This window comes from Nocardia jinanensis (assembly GCF_014645735.1).
GTDB classification, from domain to species: Bacteria; Actinomycetota; Actinomycetes; order Mycobacteriales; family Mycobacteriaceae; genus Nocardia; species Nocardia jinanensis.
In genome coordinates this window covers 1-17,994 of sequence record NZ_BMMH01000001.1, presented here as the reverse complement: position 1 = coordinate 17,994, position 17,994 = coordinate 1, and the positions used below count along the sequence as shown (strand labels likewise).

Below are 17,994 nucleotides of genomic sequence, written 5' to 3'. Positions count from 1 at the left end.
AGCAACAGCCTAGCAACGAAACCGGACTCGATCTAGATCAACTTCGTGGAATCTTCCGCACTGCGCGGCCGAGAAAGGTTGTGCGGCAAGATTTTGCCGCCTGGACCCTGCACCCGACCACAACCGCTGGTCACCGGAAGTAGGACGCGTAATCGCCGAAACGAACCCGGGTCGAAGCCGTCACCGGAGCTGTGTCGAGGAGGCGCCGGGGCGCGGCCCGCTCCCCGGTCGGGGCGAGCCGGCCGCGGCTCCGGACTCGTCGATATCAGCGCGAGGACTCAGCCGGCCGCGGTCTTCGCGGCTTCTCGTTGCAGCAGCCGGGCCCGCCGCTCCTCGAATCGCTCGACGTCGTGGCTCAGTTTGTCGAGATATCGGCACAGTTCCTCGCGGCTGCGCTCGCCGCGGGCGGTGAAATCGGTGCGATCGAAGATGTCCCAGATCCGCAGCACCGGAAGAAGTACCTCGTCGAGATGCTGGCGCAGATCGTAGATGCCGTGCTTGACCATCAACACGCCGTTGCGGCGCCAGTCGGGCATACCGCGCCCCGGCATGGCGAAATCCTGCACGATCTTGGTGACCGATTCCATGGCCTGATCCGGTGCGAGGTCGAACGCGGCGCTGCCGATATTGCGGTAGAAGAGCATGTGCAGGTTCTCGTCGGCGGCGATCCGCTTGAGCATCGCGTCGGCGAGTGGATCCTCACAGACCCGGCCGGTGCACCGGTGACTGATTCGGGTGGCCAGTTCCTGGAAGGTCACATAGGCGACCTGATCCAGCATCCCGAGAAAGTACTCCGGCGCCTGCACACCGCGGGACAGATGCACCATCCGGTCGTTCTCCAGCGCGACCGGATCGACCCCACGGGTGACGATCAGGTAGTCGCGCATGACGATGGCGTGCCGGTTCTCCTCCGCGGTCCAGCGGTCCACCCACGTACCCCAGGCGCCGTCCCGGCAGAAGTGCTCGCTGATCGTCCGGTGGTAGGAGGGCAGATTGTCCTCGGTGAGCAGGTTCGTGATCATCGCGACCCGGGCGACCTCCGACAGCCGTGACTGGCCGGGCTCCCAGTCGATTCCGCCGAGCGCGGAGAAATTGCGGCCCTCGTCCCAGGGCACATAGTCGTGCGGGTTCCAGTTCTTGGCCGTCGCCAGGTGCCGATCGAGATTTTCGGCGACCACCGGCTCCAGTTCGGCGAGCAACTCGTACTGCGTCAGATCCCGGCCCATGCGAATCCTTCCTCGATGTAGGTAGGACGTGATCGGAAAGTGCTGCGGTGCGGTTCCGGCCGGCGTAGCGCCGTCCCGTCCCGCGGTCGTCAATTGCCGCTCGTGCGTGCAAGGCGAACCTACCTGCGTGTATCCGGTGACACGGCGACCGGGACCCGGTTCGCCGCGCAGTGGCCGGGAGGTCCGCGCAGCGTTCACATACCTTCGGGCGTCGGCGATATCCGCCTGATCGTCGCCTCGATCTCTGTGTCCATCGCGGGCACTCGGCTCCGATCAGTGGCGCGGGTAACGCTCCATTCTGGACCCTATTCGATCAATGCCGGTCGGTGTCCGAGGCCAGCCATCGGACGGCTGCGGCTATCTCGGCGAAGACCGGCCCCTCGGGGAGCGGGGCGTGCTCGGCGAACTCTCTGCTGAGCTGATTTCCACCCGCTGCGAATTCGATGGCCCACCACACCGTGCCGGTCGCGGCGACCGACGCGTACACCTCGTGTAGTGGTTCCCGGTCCCCCCATCCGCCCGTCGAGCGCATCAGGTGGGTCAGCTCGGCAGCACCGGTACCGGTGAATGCGCGAGGTCTCGTATTGTCCCGCTGCCGGACCGCGCAAGGGCCGCATGCGATGGTTTCTCACGCGTCGGTGAAGTGCGCGAGCGTGGTGATGACTCGTTCGGCGATATCGGACGGCCACGGGAACGAGGGGGCAGCCGCTCGCTGGTGGGCGAGCCCGTGCAGGCCGAGCCAGAGCGCGACCGCGTCGGCGGCCGGGTCGGTGCTGGTGGCGCAGCCGTCGGCGACGCAGTTCTCGAGCGCCGTTCCCAGCAGCCGCATGCTCGCCCCGCCGAGGGTGGCGACATCGTTCTCGGTGACCGAGCTTTCGTTCAGATCCGGTGACCAGAGCCCGCCGAACATGGTGCGGTACCGCCCCGGACGGAGGCGAGCGAACTCCAGATAGCCGTGGCACACGGCCAGCAGTTTCTCCCGGGGCTCGGGGCCCGCGGCGTCCACTGCGGCGCGCAATTGTTCGTCGAGCTCGGCGAAGGCTTTCCGCACCACTGCCAGCATGATGGCCGGCTGATCGGGGAAGTGGCGGTAGATCGAGGGAGCGGCGATTCCGGCTCGGCGAGCCACGGAGCGCAGGGTGACGGCGCTTTCCTCGCCGGTTTCGTCGAGCAGCGTTACGGCTGCCGCGACGATCTCGTCGCGCAGTCGGGCCCCTTCCCCGCGCGGGTTGCGAATGCGGGTACGCGTCGCGGTGTGGTCATCGCTCATGAAATCACCTTACAGCACAAAACTTACATGTGTTAGCTCTTGCGGTTATCCGACTTACATGCGTAGCCTTACGGGCGTTAGCTGTTAAGGATCGGAGCGCAACGCATCATGGAAAACAACACCGCCACAACGACGGTCACCGAGATCGTCCTGCCGGGCGAAGTCGAGCCGGGCGGCCTGCGGGTCACCACCCGCGAACTTCCGTCGCCCGCCGCGGGGCAGGTTGTACTGCGGATGGAGGCGACCGGCGTATGTTTCGCCGAGCAGCAGATGCGGCTCGGCAAGTACTTCGACCAGCCGCCGTTTCCTTTCGTGCCGGGTTACGACGTGGTCGGCACCGTGACGGCGACCGGCCCAGGGGTGGATGCCACGCTGATCGGGCGCCGGTTCGCGGCGGTCACCAAGGTCGGCGCCTGGGCCGGCGCGCTGCTGCTGGACGCCGGAGATCTGGTCGCGGTACCCGATGGCCTGTCGCCGGCCGCCGCGGAGACCGTGGTGGTCAACGGTGTCACGGCCTGGCAGATGCTGCACGGAACAGCCGCGGTGCGCTCCGGCGGGACGATAGTGGTGCTGGGCGCCAACGGCGGCGTCGGCTCCACGCTCGTGCAGCTGGCCCGCCACGCCGGGATCGCGGTGATCGGCACGGCCGCCCCGCGTCACCACGCCGCCCTGCGTGAGCAGGGCGTGACCCCGGTCGATTACCGCGAACCGGATATGTACCAGCGGATCCGGCAGCTCGCGCCGGACGGCGTGGACGCGGTATTCGATCACGTGGGTGGTGCCGCGGTGGTGGAGTCGTGGCGCCTGCTGCGCCGGGGCGGAACGCTGGTGTCCTATGGCACCGCGGCGTCGAAAGACGCGGACGACAATCCGCAACTACCGGTGCTGAAACTGTTCGCGCGACTGGCGATGTGGAACTACCTGCCCAACGGCAAGAGCGCCCACTTCTACAACCTCTGGGCCGGCCGACGCCACCTCGATGCCTTCCGCCGACGGTTGCGCGAAGACCTCACTCAGGTGCTGCAACTGTTGGCCGACGGCGTGCTGACCCCACAGATCGCCGCGCAGTTCCCACTATCGGAAGCCGGTTCGGCACTGGCGCTGGCGGAATCGCACACCGTCGCGGGCAAGGTCGTCATCGTGCCGGACCGAAGCCTGTCGTGACGACGACCGTGCTGTGACGCCGCGTGCCATCGCTCGCTGAGCGGCGGTTGTCTTTCCCCCGTTCCACCTCGTGTATATCCACACCCACACCTCGGAGGCTCCAGCCATGACCACTGCCGATCTCGCCACCCCGATTCCCACCGTCGCCGCCGTCACCCGCGGCGGTGATGTCGACAACCGCGCCACCTACATCAGCTTCGGACTCGCCTACATCCTCGGACACGGCGCCGCGGCGATCTCCCAGGGCGAGAGCCCGCTGGTCACGCTGCCCGCCTGGTTGCCGCTGACCCTGCTCGGTATCGGTCTCGCGATCGGGACCGTATGCGCCACCGTCGCGGCTCTGCGCGCTCAGCGCGGTGCCAGTAAACCCGATGTTCTCAGTGGCCAGCTCCTCGGACTCTCCTGGGCCGTCGCCTTTGTGGCCTTGTTCCTGGCCATCACCGGCCTCTCGTCGAGCCTGGCCGCGCCCGATCTGCAAGCCGTACTCTGGCCGGCCGGATCCGGTCTCATCGTCGGCCTGATGTACCTCAGCGAAGGTGCCGCACGCCGCAACATCCTGCACTACAGTTTCGGCGTCTGGCTCGCACTGGTCTCCACCACCGCACTCTTCTTCAGCACACCCGGCCTGTTCTGGATCCTCGCCGTGGCCGGTGGTGGCGGCTACGCGGTCGCCACCGTCCTCGAATTCCGCCGCCACCGTATCCGCTGACCGGGTCCCGCGCCGGGTGGAAACGCGGCGCGGTCCGCACCGGCCGCAGGCCCGTAATCCCAGAAGCGCGGAACTCCGGTGCAGGGCAGAATCCGACGGCGACGCGAAGACGCCCCATCTCGGCGGCCGGAGACCTCGGTGCCGAATTCGAGCGCATCGACCGGGACATGCTCGCTCGTGGATGGGGCGTCACGGATTGTGAAGGGCCTCAACGGTAATCGGTGAACGGGCAGCCCCGGGAGCATCACGTCGACGGCGGCCCGGGATCGTGCTCCGCCGGAACCGGTGCCGCGATCCCGGCCGAGACCGGCGGTGCCACCATGCCCGCGGCCCCGCGAACAGGCACAGTCGGATTCGGCAGCAGCCCGCGCTGGGTGTGTGACGGTGCGGTCTCAGCTCTGGCCGGCTGCCGCTTTGGTGGCCACGCCCATGGTCAGCGGTCGAACGATCGGGGGCATACCCCGCCACGACGTTTCCTGCACGTCTTCGACGTCCAGCCCGCGCCCCCGGATCAGCTCGAGGGTGGCACGGTTGCAATGGCAACCCTCCGCGAACCGGCGCCACGGGCCGGCGAGGCGGTCCTGCCAGTAGGCAAGTCGCGGTGACCGGGAACGCACATGCTCGAGAAACAACAGGCGGCCGCGAGGGTGCAATACGCGCTCGATCTCCCGCAACACTGGATCGGGGTCGTCGACAGTGCACAACACCAGCGTCGAGACGACCGTATCCACGGTTTCATCCGCGAACGGCAGTCTTTCCGCCGGTGCGTCGAGTACACGCGCCCGGCGGCGGCTGTTATGCAGCCGTCGCGTCAACCGTGCACGCATCGCGGCCTCCGGTTCGGTCAGGATCAGCTCGTCGAGGCCGTCGGGGTAGTAGTCGAGATTGAGGCCGGTGCCGCTGCCGAGTTCGACAGTTCGGCCCCTCGCGCGGCCGAGCAGATCCCGGCGGCGAGCGCCCATCCCCGCTCTCTCACCCACCCACAGCAGCGGGTCGTACAGCCTCGCGAACGCCCGGGCCCACAGACCCGAGCCTTCTACCGTCGCCGCCGGCGCGTCGCCGCTGCTCACAGACTCGACGGTACGCCGATAGACATCCTCTCGCATGCCCGGCTCGTCGCGCAGAGCGTGCCGGCCCCGCCGGTTCGGCAGAGCCGTGTGCCGGTCATCGGGTGCCTTACTTCGCGGCTCGGGCCACGGCCCGGCGCGGCGACGGGGGACACCGCCGGGCCGCCGCATTCTCGCGTCGGGTTCCCGGCGGGCCCGGCGGCAGTCGCGGTCGTCACCCGGCCGCGCGTGACAGACCCCCGGCCTGCTCGTGTCGGTCGGCCGCGGGACCTTTTTCCGGCAACCCCAGAACGTGCGCGTCGACGACGTTCAGCAGTTGCTCTTCGGTGCGGGTCCGAATCCAGGTCGCGGCGATGTCGTAGCCGGTGTCGAACAGTTCATCGGACGTTCGTGCGGGTGCATTGAGCGCCGCACCGTAAGGCTGGTGGGCGAAGATGGTCGAATCACGCAGGGCCTGGTCCTGGAACGGCCGCGGGCGATGCGCGATCGCGGGCAGCGATGGATGGAGCAGCGGGAATATCAGTCCGCCTCGGCTGTCGTACGGTTGCGGCCCGTACAGGTCGAGGATCAGGGCGGGGTGTGGGGAGAAGATATCGTGCGGGACCCGGTATTGGCAGCCACCGTCGAAGACCCCGTCGAGCCCGGCGGCCGCGGGTAAAGCCCCCGGTATCCGGGTAGCGGCGACGATCGCGTCCGCGACCGGCAGGTCGGCCAAGCCCAGCTTCGGCAGATCACGCGGCAGCAGCAATGTGCCGTGTCCGGCCGCATAGACGGGGATGAGCAGTGACGATGTCGCCTGGGGGAGTTCTCGGCCCGGCGGCCCGAGGGCGAAATCGGCAAATGTGCGATCACCAGCGAAGGCATGGGCGAGTTCGCGAATTCGTGCCTGTGGGTAGAGGGCACGGCGTGTCATCAGACTGCGGAGGCTCCTGGCGCCCAGCACTTCGTGCTCGGGATGATCGATGGCGATCCCGCGCGCCCGCTCGCGTGTCATGTTCAGCGCGATCGCGGTAGCCGCGAGCGCGCCACCGCTGACGCCCACGACCACCGGTTGCAGGGCGGGGGCCGGTCGCCGGTTGTGCTGGGCTCGCCGGGCAGTCAGGGCATCGACCGTCCCGATGGCCATTCCCACCATCATGGCGAGGCTGCGGCCGGCCACACCCGCGATGATCCGGACTACCGGGCGTTCCTCCGTCGACGACTGCTCTTTCACCGCTGTTCCCGCCTGCCGGCGAACGCCGCGATCCAGCGCCGGAATCCGCGGCCGGTTCCTGGATCCTTGCCTCGTGCCGCGGCTCCCGCGGCCAACGCGGTGCGGAGTCCACGCCGGGCGCCGGTGACCGGATCGATCGTTTGCCGGGTGGATCTGTTGCCGGGCGAAACCTCCGGGAACTTCCGTTCGGACCTGGTTTCGGTGGCGTCGTCGGTGGTACCGCGCAGAAGCCCGTCCGGCAGCGCGAGTTTCCAGATAGTGCGGTAGGCCAGCCAGAACTGCGCGGGTAGCGAGCCGGTGGTGTAGGGCAGATCGTATTTGTCGCACAGGGCGCGGACACGCTGGGCGATCTCGGGGTAGCGGTTGCTCGGCAGGTCGGGAAACAGGTGGTGTTCGATCTGGTAGCAGAGGTTGCCGGTCATGAGCGCCAGCCCGGGGCCGGCGTGAAAGTTGGCGCTGCCCAGCAGCTGCCGAAGATACCACTCGCCTCGAGTTTCGGTGTCCAGTTGTTCGATGGTGAACTTCTCGGCTCCGTCGGGAAAATGACCGCACATGATCACCACGAAGGACCACACGTTCCGCAGCAGCAGCGCGGAGGCGTTCGCAACGAGTGTGTGCTCGAAACGCCGTCCGCTCAGCGCCGGATAGAACAGCAGATCCTTGCCGGCCTGACTGGCGAGCTTGCGCGCGAAGACGGTGTTCGGCTTCGACCGCCAGTGGCTCCGGGGGATGCCACGGTGCCGGCGCTCGACCGCCAGGTCGTGCACGGCAATGGCGATCTCGAAACCCGCCGCGATGGCCAGGCTGGTGACGGGCTGGATCAGATGAATCGGACGCCAGGGCTCATCGCGCGTCATCCGGAGCACGGCGAAACCGAGATCCGTGTCCATGCCGTACACGTTGGTATAGGTGTGGTGAACATGGTTGTGCGCGCGTTTCCAATGGGCGGAAGGCCCGGCGAAATCCCACTCCCAGCCGGCGGAGTGGATCTCCGGGTCGTTCATCCAATCCCATTGCCCATGGCTGATGTTGTGACCGGCCTCCATCATCTCGATGATCTTGGAGCCCGCCAGCATCAGGGTGCCGGCGATCCGCGCGCCCCGGTACCGCCCGCCGCACAGCAGCATCAGGCGCGACGCTGTTTCGAGTCCGCGCTGAAATGCGACGACACGCCGAATATAGTCGGCGTCTCGCTGTCCGAGTGATCCCTGGATGTCTGAGCGAATCCGATCCAGTTCGTGGCCGAGCGCCTCGATATCGGCCTCGGTGAGATGAGCGAATGCCTTTATGTCTGTGATAGCCATCGACGTTGTTACCGAGCTCCTGGATAAAAACTTCAGGTGAATATTGTGAAAACTCTGATGAATGCACAGACGTGGACTGCCTCGCGGCCCTTCCATCCCGGAAGGCCGTTGCGATGGCAAAGAGTTGCGCGTAATGCGGTGACTTCATCCGCGGTGTCAATGGGGAGAGATCGACTCCGATCGGCGCATTCGGCAGGAATGAAAATTTTTCTGCCTGTTCTCGACTGCTACCTCGGCAGGCCGTGCACGCAACGAATACGACAACCGTTGCGACCGCTTCGCCGAATACCGAAACACTTTGTTTTCGCACTTCCTTTTCAGTCTGTATCGGCACCGGGCAGCGTGTTGAGATCGGCCCGGACAACCCTACTGAAGCGCTCTGTTGTGGACAATGAAACCGCCTGAACTTTCCGAAAGTTTGTCCGCATTGCACATTCAGCGGAGTGGCTTTGTTCTCGTCGCACAACACTCTCGACCGATGATCCGACCGGCCGCGGTCCGCGATATCGTATTGCCGCCGCGAGAAGCCGGCGATCGATGTGCTGGTCTCCGCGGCCGGCCCGGCAGGACGGAAGGCCTTACTGTCGGGCTCGGTTATTTCTCGAACGGGGCGCGTTTGCAATGCGGCTCCGAAAAGCCTTTCGACGCTCGCTGACCATCGGCCGGTAGCGGGTCGGCGAGCACCGGCCGAAGCGGCGGCGTATTCATCTCCGGGTCGCCTCGAAACAGGCCGAACGGAGACCGGCGTCGGCGGTGCGTCGGCCGGCCTGAACCTGGGCGGAACTGTTCGCATCGTCCGCCGACTGTGGCGGGGCGCGGGTCGTACCCGGCGAGCTCGCCGGATGTCGGTCAGGACGGCGGCCGGAGCACGCTCGGTCCGAGAAAGCGGCAGATCCGAAGAGCCAGTGCGATATCCAGTTTCTCCTGCCCCGCCCCTGTACGGCGGGTGGCGTCGACGGCCTTGGTGATGCGGTATTTGACCGTATTGCGATGCAGTGTCATCCGTTGTGCGGTGTGCACATGGCTTTCACCGGTCTCGTAGAACGTGCTCAGGGTGTCGCGCAGGGTTGCAGCTTGCTCGGTGTCGTCGGCAAGTGCGCCGAGCACCTCGTGCACCCATTGCCGGGTCGAGTCCAGATCCTTGGCCAGCAGCGATACCACCGCCACACCGGGGTCGCCGAATCCGATCGCCGGGCGTGCCGACGACGGCGTACCCGGCAGTGTGGCGACGAAGTAGGCGGCGGCGGCCTGCTGATGTGACCGGCGGAAGCCGTCGAGGCCCCGCCCGGGGAGCCCGACGGCCAGTCGTACCCCCTCGGTCAGCCCGGCGTCCGCCCGCAGCGCGTCGGCATCGACCGCCGGTCGTCTGCCGAACGGGAACCACACCCACATCGTCCGCGGGTCGATCGCCGTCACCAGGGGCGGGCCGTCGGCCTGCAGGATGTGCGCCATCGTCCGGGCGCCGGAATCCAGCAGGGCCAGGGTGCCGACCTCGTCGGTTCCCGTGGACCACAGGATCACCGCCAGATGAGCCTGGTCGAGACGGTATCCGGTCTCGGCCTCGAAACCCGCCGGATCTCCCGTTCTCGGGGAGAGCAGTGTGTGCACCGTGGAAGAGTGGACATTGCCGCGGGCATTCATCCACCGCATACGTTCGGTTTCATATGTCTCGAGGACGTACTCGATGATCCAGTCGGTATAGGCGTAGACGTTCTCGGTGAGCCGTTGGAGTACGGCCAGTCCCAGCGCTGTTGGCAGATTCCGTTGCGCGACCTCGTCGTAGCAGATCCGCATCATGGTGTTCTGGCCCATGTGGTAGGCGCGCACGAGGTAGTTGGACGGAATCTCGCGTTGCGCCATCCGCCGCGCGGATTCGACCGCCGCCAGCGGCGGTTGCAGGTGGGCTACGGGGATATCGTTGGCCAATATCTCGACCATGGTCGAGATATTGGCGTGGATGCTGGCGGTACGCAGGTCCGAGAGCTGCGGCTCGGCGCGGCTGTAGTCGATCGCGTGGAGTATGCGTCGAGTCATTCCCTCGGAGATCTCCGCTTCCCGCGCGCGTAACCCCGCCCCGATCTCCACAACCATGGTGGATACCAGGGTCGGCGTCGTCTCCGGCGGCGGTCCGGGCCGGTGTCGCGGTGGAAGTGCGGAAGCGGTCATCGCGCATGGCCTTTCACGGGACGTGAGGGTGGGTGGGTCGGTGACGGCCGAACCCCCGGGGCGGGCGCCCCGGAGCCGCTACGGCCCAGCACGAGATGTTCAACGGTTCCGGACAAACCTCTTCAGCTTCCGTAGTCGGTGTGATAAGAGGTTAGCCAGCCGTTCGAGGACGGGAAATATGTCGAAGCGCCACAATCGGTGGACTGCTTTGGGCAGAGTGCACAATATCGGGTCGAACCTGGGGGTGGCGCGGGCGGGGCGCGGGTACCTGGGCGGTCGGCGATATCGCCCAGCCGAGGATTCGAGCGATTCGATCGGCTCCCGGGATCATGTCGGCCACCGGCTGTGCGCAACGCACTATCGGCGGCCCATGGTCCGGCCTCTCGGGATATTCCATCGTCGGCGCACTTGCCATTAGCCTCGGAATAGCTCCGTACGTGCAAGTAGTCGAGGTGTTCGCTGCCCGAAGGATGACGCGGTCACGGGAATGTCCGCAACTACGTGGTCGTCGGGACCCGCTGCCACCGGAGGAGTACCGGGGCGCGCCGATGGCTCGCGCTGTCGTTCCGCACCGGCAGGGCGCTGGACGAGACGCAGCCGTGGTCGACTCCGTCCAATCGAGGTTTCGAGACGGGTCGAAGCGCACCATGGCGAGCGCGCGGTCCTCGACGATGCGCGATCACGGCTCGCGACGATGCGCGCCTGACCCGGGTGCTCACTATCCGTGCCGAGCCGAACACCGTCGGCGCGGAGGGAGCGAACCTGCTGCACCGGGCGGTGCTGAATCGAGCCGAAGCGTATGCGCGATCCTGCTCGCGGCCGGCGCCGACCCACTGCGACCTGATGGTCAGGGCCTCGTCGGCGGGAGACGCATCCGCTGCCGGACGAGCGTCGCTGTGACGCAGGTCTGGCTATGCTGCGTATCTCCTATGCGCTGTCGCGCCCAGTACTTCGACGAACGGATATCGGTGAAATACATACGCCCGGAAATCGGCACGGCGAGCTGGACGCTCCTGCCCGGGGAGTCGGCGAAGATATGAGCGGTCTGGGGAAGTGGAGCCTCGGGATCGGGATCGGGCTCGTCGTCCTGGTCGTACTGTGCAGAATGCTGGGCCTGATCCCGGCCACCGTGATAACCGGCCTGCTGGGTGTGATCGCACTCGGCGTCGCCGGGTACGACGCGGTCTACAACTGGCTGGACCGGGCCGAACTACGCCGTAGGGGAGCCGCTGCCCGCCGGGACCGTGAGGGTCGCCGGTAGTCTCGGGAATCCCACCTCGTCCCCGCCGCCGCGCCGACCGGGGTCGGCGCGGCGGCGGAGCGGGTGATTCAGGAGGCGGGTTGCAGCGGGCCGATGTAGGTGCCCGGGTGAGTGGCGCCGTCCTGGCGTTGCACGCTCACGCCCACCGGCCACGGCGCCTGCAGTTGGGTGGTGGTATCCGGCGGCGTGACGACGATCGTCGCCGGGACCCAGCCGCCGGGGCCTCCCGGCAGGTAGGTGAGCAGGCTGCTCACCGCGGCGCCCGGCTCCACTGTCGCCGGAGCGAAGCCCACCTCCTGGCGGGGCAGCCGGTAGGTCGGGCCGAAGGTCGGATCTTCTGGTCCCACCAGGTCGGCGCCGGGGAATCCCTGTACCGCGCAGCTTTGCGTGGAGGTGTTGGTCAGGACGATCTCCAGCCGGCTCTGGCCGGGTGAGTCGGACGGCCGTTCGCGGGTGCTCAGGTCCACTGTCTCCGCGGAGCACGCGGCCGGCGCGGCCGCGCTGGTCGCCGCCGGGATCATCATCACCGCCAGGGATGCCATCGCGGCCCCGGCCGTTCCCGCGACCCGCCACTTCATCGACGTCTTGGTTCCTTTCGAAATGCGATACATCATCGGGCCATTCGAACAGATATCTCGCCCCGATGGGCGCAGTGACGGATGACCGCCGGTCGAGCCGGGCCGGTGTCGGTCAGTCGCCCAGCGAGGTTCCCACGCATGGGAGCTGTGAGTCCGGCAGGGCTAGGTTGGCTGTGCGGGAGGACTCGACGCGGGCGACCGGCGAAAGCGGATAGTGAGCGATCAGAACAAAGAAATGCCGGACGGTGCCGGAAAGGGTGAAGAAGCGCCGGCCGCCGATTTCGATCTCCGGCCGGGCGGCGATTCCGGGAATCCTCCTGCTGAGTACGCGGACCCCGCCGATGGGTCCGCAGATCTCGTCGAGGGGAGCCCGGATCGGGCACTGGCGCGTCGGATCGCCGATTCGCTGGGGCAGGCGGGACCGTCCGGGTGGCAGCGGCTGGAGGCCGTATTCGCGCTGACCGCTACCACCGGGGTCGCCCAGGTGGTGTACTTCGACGGGGAGCGGTCGACCCGGGGGGAGCCATCGGTGCCGGTATTGAATCGGGTGCGGGAACATCGCGCCTTGGTGGCCGAGTTGGACGGTGAGCCGTGGTGGCGGCTGTTGGTGGGGTTCAATTCCGAGGGGGAGCTGGAGGTCGATTACGACTTCGGTGACGAGCCGTTCCCGGAGGGACAGTTGTTCGAGCCGGACGCCTATCGTGCGGATCTGGCGGAATATCCGCGCGAGACGCTCCCGGTATGGTTGGCGGCCTACGTCCGGCACGAGAATCGGCTGTCGCGCACTCCGCAGGAGGCGGCGCGGCAGGCCCGCGCCGACCGCGCGGCCGAGGTATGGCCCGTGCTGGCGGAGAACCAATTCCCGGATTTTCCACAGATGTGGGCCCGCTGGGCATGTATCTCGGCCGCGTTCGTAGCGGTCCGATCCGATCTGGGCCCCCGATTGCTGCCCTCGATGGGATGGTTCGAAAGCTCGCGTCGCAGCGGCTCCACAATGTATTCGCTGCCCGGCGGCCGGGCGGTGTTGTCGGGTGGGGTATGGGAATCGCCCAACCTGGACGCTGTCTACAACGACGGCGCCGATATGCCGAAAGTCTATGCGGGAGCGCCGGATTGGGTTGCCGACCCGGTTCTGAATCCGCGCGCGTCGACCGGGCTGCTGTCGTTCGTGTATTGGTGGGAATCCGGTCGCTGGTATCGGGGTGAGTCGCCGGACGCGGCCGATTGTGCCACCGCGGTGCCCGGGGTGTGGACGGCGAGCACGGTGATCGACATGCTCGCGGGATTGGCCGCGCGCCCGCCGGGCGCGGAGCAGCGAGCGGCCGCGGCGGCGCTGGTATCGGCCGCCGAAGTCGGTGTGGTGACGCGAGAGACAGTAACGAGTCTGTTCGGCGACGAGATCGGTTTCGATATCGATGGGGCCATGTACCAGCTCTCCATCGCCGGGGTTGTGGCGGTGCTGCCGCAGCGGATGCCGGAACAAGAGGCTGTTTTCCGGGTGTGCAGCTATATCGAAGGCCGTGGTCTGGATACCACCGGGTACCCGCTGGACCAGTTGACGGCCGATCGGTTCGCCTGCGGCTGGATGGTGTACGTGCCGGTGCCGCAGGGTGAAATCGCCATCGGCCGGGCCATTTTCTATATCGCCGACGACGGGGTGCTGGAGCATTCGTCGTCATCGGTGGCACCGGCCACTTTCGTGAAGAGCTTCGAACAGCGTTATCGGGAACGCCAGGACGCTCGGGCGTGAGCACGGCGGTGCCCACTCGGGAATGAACGACTCCGGCGCGGGCACCGTGTCTCTGCGCAGGTGACAGCATTGCCAGTGCCAGGAAGAGTACGTGATGCGGTGTGGCCCGATCTCGCGCACACTGTAGGAATTCTGGGCCTGACCCGTGGCGATTCCTCGGTGAGAGGGGGTCGATGTGAGCGAATCACTGTGGCTCGATCCCGATGAGATGCACGCATCGGCGGCGGAGTTGGAAGAGATCGCCGATGAAGTGGCGCAGCTGGTGGCCGAGTTGAAGATGGCTCAGGCCCGCGAGGGCGATTGCTGGGGCGGTGACAAGCCCGGCAACGCCTTCGCCGAAAGCTTCGTGCCGAGCGCGGAACAGGGCATGGCCGGTTTCGAGAACCTGGTGGACAGCGTCCGTGCGATCAGTGCCGGTATCCGCGCCACCACCGACGCATTCGCGAACGCGGACGGAGCGGGCCGAACGCAGGTGGGTAGCTCCGATCCCGCCAGCACGATGAGCGCGGATCCGATCATGCAGACATATCCGTCCCTGGATCCCACCTCGCGCTATGTGGACCAGGCTGCCCAGGCCACCCGGCAAGCCACCGGGCCGACCAGTCCACCCGGCAATGCGGCAGCAGCTGCCGCGGGGCCGTCGTCGACCGATGACACGGCGCCGGCCACCACCGACACGGACCGGTCACGGCCGCCCGAACAGCAGCAATCCGCGCCGGAACCGGACCAGCAGCAGCCATCTGCGCCGGAACAGTCGGACTCCGCCGATTCGAGCTCTCCGGACCTCGGCGCGAGTTCCGAGCCGGATCGTGATCCGCAGCAACCCATGATCACCGCTCCGGGCGCCGCGGCCCCCGTAATGCCCGCATCCCAGGGCCCCGGAACGGGTACCACCACAGCGCCGGCGGATCCGAAAATACCCGCCGCCCGCGCCGATTCCGCCCGTCCGGCTGCCGACTCTCCGTGGGGCCGGACTCCGGCGGGCGTGCCCCGGCCGGGTGTGGCAGGGGCCGCCGCACCTCAGGAGAACCCGGTACCACCGCGGGCGTCTCCGCCGCCCAACACCGGTCGCCCACCGGTCCCCGCCAAGCCGGGTGAAGAGCGAGGACGAACCCCGGCCCGGGAGCCCGCGCCCGCGCGGGCGCGCCGGAAAACCGGCGACGAGGCCATGGCGATCCTGCATGAGATGGCATCCCGGCACGATCTCGAGATCGCCGGATTCGAAACGGCGGGTATCGCCGAACAGACCGCACAGGAGATCGCCGACGCCGTCGACGTGGTACTCACGAAGTACCCGATCATCCTGTGCGGGATCCAGGTCGCCGACGGCGGGCCGCCATCTCTGGTCGAGAACCGAAACGAGGCCGCTGTGGTGCCCGAGGCGGCCGTATCGGAACCTCCGGAACCATGGATCGTCTTGAGTGGCGCCGCCGCCGCGGATCCCGGCATACTCATCGGGCGCGAACGGGCCGGACCCGATTTCGCGGATACTGTACTGCGGCAACGGCCGATGTATGTGACGATGCTGCGGGAACTCGGCCATGTACTCGATCTGAGCGGCGGGGCGCGCGCCCGGGCCGTGGTACAGCGCACACTGATCACCGAATATCTACGTATCAGCGGTGCTCAGAACGACAATCTGGGCCGCATCGTCAGTGGTTACAAGTCCTGGCGCGCTGAACTGGGTGACTACTGCTTCGACAATGGCGTGTTTTCGGCCGGTCGGGCATTGGCCGCGGGTTTCGCTGCCGTCGAAGTGCACCGCGACGACGCTCCTGTCTCGGCGAAGGCCTTGCATCGGCTGCTGGTGGAGATGGCGCGGACAGCTCTGCCTCATACGCTTTGAGCCGGGGATCCGGGAGGGTGTCGCTGTGGACCGCTGTCAGTGACGTTTCCAATGCTGGGAAGTTGCCTACGATTGTCCAGGAGTTGGACCAGATCAGTCGTCGAGCGAATACAGGGTTTCCTTGCCGGGTGTGGGTTGACGGGCAGAGTTGACATTGTCTCTGCTATTGCCGCCATGGCTACCCGTTCCCGTCATAGAGGTCGTCGCCGGGCATTTTCCCGAGGCGAGGGAAGACTCCATGCGTCGCCGGGCCGACCACTGCTCGGAAACCGCCGAGCGGTGCCGCGCACAGGCAGAGTACTTCGATATCAAGGCCGACAGCCGACTCCATGCCATCAGAGGCCGAGCAGGCGACCGGCTCGAACAAGAATATCGGGGCCTGGCCGAGAAATTTCGTAGTCAGGCCGACCACTTCGACAGCGAAGCCGAGCAGCTGTACGAGGGCGCCAATGCCTTCGAGGTGCAGAAGTGGACGGTGATCGGATTCGCGGTGATCCTGGCGTGGACATTGGCGCATGCCGCGATCATGTTCGGCGCCGGTGGCGCGATCGAGGCCTACCTCGCCACGATGCGAACCAGAACGGCGCTGGGGATCGCCTCGCGCAAACTCCTGGAATACCTCGCCGGAGTGAGCGCGCGGGCCGCCGCTCAACGCGGCACCCTGGTACTGGCCGGGAAGGCGGCACTCGTCGGTGTGCTGCAGGGTGGCGGCATCAATCTGGCGGTGCAATTGAAGCAGGTCGCCTACGATCAGCGCGACGAGGTGAACCGGAAGGAAGTCTGGGTCGCGACGGTCGCGGGTGGTGTCGGTGGCGCCGCCGGCGCGGCCGCGGGCAAATGGGTCGGCGACCGATGGGTCATCCCGAGTACCCTTGCCCACGCGGAACGCGCCACCGGCACCGGCGGGCGTGTGGTCTTCCAAGTCGGGGGCGCGATGCTCATCGGCGGTGTCGGTGGCCTGGTCGGCGGGCTTTTCGGCACCGGGGCGGCGGTCGCGCTGTCGGGCGAGAAATTCACCCTCGATGCTTTCACCGAAAGTCTCCTCCCCGCCGTGACAGGCGGTTTCCTCGGCGCCGCAGGATACAGCCTGGCAAGTCTGCGCGCCCCCACCCCGGCTCCCGAATCCGCTGCCACCGGTCCGGAGCTCGGCGCCCATGGCTCCCAGGTCGCAGGGCACAGCAGCCGTCCACTCACGGATGCTCTCGACGCACGCGGTCCGCTGCCGGCCGCCGTCCCCACCGCACAACCCAAGACTCACCAGCAGAAACTCAACGAACTGCTGTCCGGGCTGCTCCGGGAACCCGGCGCCCAGCAGTACAACTCGGTCGACTGGCAACCCCAGGGGCTGGTGCTGCCCGACAACGTCACTATCGTGAAGACGGATACGTTCGGGCCCGGTGCCGAGTCCGCGCCGGCGGTATCGGCCGGTCGTGATGCCCACACCGGCGACGGGGCCGGACAAGGCGCGTATCCGGGTGGCAACAGCTCTCAACCTCTCCGAACGGTCGATGACGCCGGTCGGCTCACGGATGGCCGAAACGCTCAACCGGCCGGGGAGCTGCATGCCCGTCTGCTCCAGCGGATCGCCGCCGATGAATCACCTGCGCGACCGGATGCCCTCAAACCGGACAAACCCACAAGTCCGGTCGTCGCGGAGCGCAATACCTCGCATGGCGCTGTCCCCGGCGCGGAACGCGGACTCCTCGATACGACCGCACACGGATCCGTCGACAAGCCGGGCAAACCCTCCGGCGCGACGGAATCAGAGCTGAACACCTCGTCCGGCAAAGATTTCGACGCCGCACTGCGGCAAGCCGATACCGGTTCCACGCGCGCGGTGAGCGGCGCCGACGAGACGGCAGCCGCAGGCAAGGCCGGGGAGCGGCCCGCACCGCGGCAAGCGGACGGTGTCGTGGTCCGGGAACCTGTCGATGCGCCCGCCAAGGCGTCCGGCACGAAGGCGACTGCCGAAGCGGCGGTCGTGAACAGAACCTCTCCGGAAACGGCACCGGTCAAGGCATCCGAGGGCGGGAAGCCGCCGAAGACCCCGGAGCCGGCCGGTAAACCACAGGCGTATCCGGAGAGGCCGGTTTCGGCCGAGGAGTCCGGCGCACCACCGAAATCGTCGGCTGTGAAACCCGAGCCGGAAAGCGACGGTGCCACAGTGGCCGATGCCGCCGCGAAGGCGGCCGAGGAGTCTGCGGCGAAACCACCGGAGGCGTCTCCCGAGGAGCCCGGGGGGATCGGACAGGAGGGTGATACACCGAAGGCAGATCCCGATACCGCTGATGATCCTGCCGCTGGTTCACGGGTGCTGCCGGAGTCCGAATCGGCCGGTGCGCGGTATGAGTCGGAGGGCGCGGCCGGTGCGCCCGGGCAGGATCCGGGGCCGGACGCGGCTGAGTTGGCGGCGCGGTATCGGGCGGAGGCCGCGGTGATC

Annotated in this window: 14 protein-coding genes; 6 read left to right on the top strand and 8 right to left on the bottom strand. The window is 67.3% G+C overall.

What is annotated here, in order from left to right:
* Nucleotides 1-278: 278 nt before the first annotated feature.
* The 3 genes from IEY68_RS00070 to IEY68_RS00060 form a co-directional block, all read right to left on the bottom strand.
* Nucleotides 279-1,226 (bottom strand): acyl-ACP desaturase, encoded by a 948-nt coding sequence (locus IEY68_RS00070; RefSeq protein ID WP_058853139.1) that lies wholly within the window; start codon nt 1,224-1,226, stop codon nt 279-281.
* 313 nt (nt 1,227-1,539) lie between these two features.
* Nucleotides 1,540-1,758, bottom strand: a complete 219-nt coding sequence (locus tag IEY68_RS00065; RefSeq protein ID WP_058853140.1) for a hypothetical protein — start codon at nt 1,756-1,758, stop codon at nt 1,540-1,542.
* A 96-nt stretch (nt 1,759-1,854) separates the two neighbouring features.
* Nucleotides 1,855-2,496 carry a TetR/AcrR family transcriptional regulator gene (locus IEY68_RS00060; protein ID WP_058853141.1) on the bottom strand — a complete coding sequence of 214 codons (642 nt, stop codon included), beginning with the start codon at nt 2,494-2,496 and terminating at the stop codon, nt 1,855-1,857.
* Between the two features lie 108 nt (nt 2,497-2,604).
* Between IEY68_RS00060 and IEY68_RS00055 the strand changes: the two genes are divergently transcribed.
* Together IEY68_RS00055 and IEY68_RS00050 are read left to right on the top strand one after the other, a co-directional pair.
* On the top strand, nt 2,605-3,660 hold the full coding sequence (locus tag IEY68_RS00055; protein ID WP_058853142.1) for a medium chain dehydrogenase/reductase family protein: 1,056 nt from the start codon (nt 2,605-2,607) through the stop codon (nt 3,658-3,660).
* Between the two features lie 106 nt (nt 3,661-3,766).
* Entirely contained in the window at nt 3,767-4,369 is a 603-nt protein-coding gene (locus IEY68_RS00050; protein WP_058853143.1) for a hypothetical protein, read from the top strand.
* Nucleotides 4,370-4,761: 392 nt separating this feature from the next.
* Here the strand turns inward: IEY68_RS00050 and IEY68_RS00045 are convergent, their stop codons facing one another.
* The 4 genes from IEY68_RS00045 to IEY68_RS00030 all read right to left on the bottom strand — a co-directional run bounded on the left by IEY68_RS00045 (nt 4,762) and on the right by IEY68_RS00030 (nt 10,119).
* Complete coding sequence (locus tag IEY68_RS00045; protein ID WP_058853153.1) at nt 4,762-5,439, bottom strand: class I SAM-dependent methyltransferase; 678 nt, start codon at nt 5,437-5,439, stop codon at nt 4,762-4,764.
* Between the two features lie 211 nt (nt 5,440-5,650).
* Nucleotides 5,651-6,649 (bottom strand): patatin-like phospholipase family protein, encoded by a 999-nt coding sequence (locus IEY68_RS00040; RefSeq protein ID WP_058853144.1) that lies wholly within the window; start codon nt 6,647-6,649, stop codon nt 5,651-5,653.
* Entirely contained in the window at nt 6,646-7,953 is a 1,308-nt protein-coding gene (locus tag IEY68_RS00035; protein WP_058853145.1) for a fatty acid desaturase family protein, read from the bottom strand. Before IEY68_RS00035 ends, IEY68_RS00040 begins: the two co-directional genes overlap by 4 nt.
* Nucleotides 7,954-8,802: 849 nt before the next feature.
* Nucleotides 8,803-10,119, bottom strand: a complete 1,317-nt coding sequence (locus IEY68_RS00030) for a PucR family transcriptional regulator (RefSeq protein ID WP_082681103.1) — start codon at nt 10,117-10,119, stop codon at nt 8,803-8,805.
* Nucleotides 10,120-11,155: 1,036 nt separating this feature from the next.
* On the opposite strand from IEY68_RS00030, the gene IEY68_RS00025 reads away from it, so the two are divergent.
* Complete coding sequence (locus IEY68_RS00025) at nt 11,156-11,380, top strand: hypothetical protein (RefSeq protein ID WP_058853154.1); 225 nt, start codon at nt 11,156-11,158, stop codon at nt 11,378-11,380.
* Nucleotides 11,381-11,448: 68 nt separating this feature from the next.
* Here the strand turns inward: IEY68_RS00025 and IEY68_RS00020 are convergent, their stop codons facing one another.
* Nucleotides 11,449-11,958: a DUF4232 domain-containing protein gene (locus IEY68_RS00020; protein ID WP_058853155.1), complete on the bottom strand. Its 510-nt coding sequence runs from the start codon at nt 11,956-11,958 to the stop codon at nt 11,449-11,451.
* Between the two features lie 214 nt (nt 11,959-12,172).
* Here IEY68_RS00020 and IEY68_RS00015 point away from each other — a divergent pair, with 214 nt between their 5' ends.
* The 3 genes from IEY68_RS00015 to IEY68_RS00005 form a co-directional block, all read left to right on the top strand.
* Entirely contained in the window at nt 12,173-13,708 is a 1,536-nt protein-coding gene (locus tag IEY68_RS00015) for a hypothetical protein (RefSeq protein WP_229718540.1), read from the top strand.
* A gap of 175 nt (nt 13,709-13,883) precedes the next feature.
* Nucleotides 13,884-15,554, top strand: a complete 1,671-nt coding sequence (locus IEY68_RS00010) for a hypothetical protein (protein WP_058853148.1) — start codon at nt 13,884-13,886, stop codon at nt 15,552-15,554.
* Nucleotides 15,555-15,792: 238 nt separating this feature from the next.
* Nucleotides 15,793-17,994 (top strand): hypothetical protein (locus IEY68_RS00005; protein WP_189093952.1); only part of this gene is annotated, 2,202 nt, incomplete at its 3' end.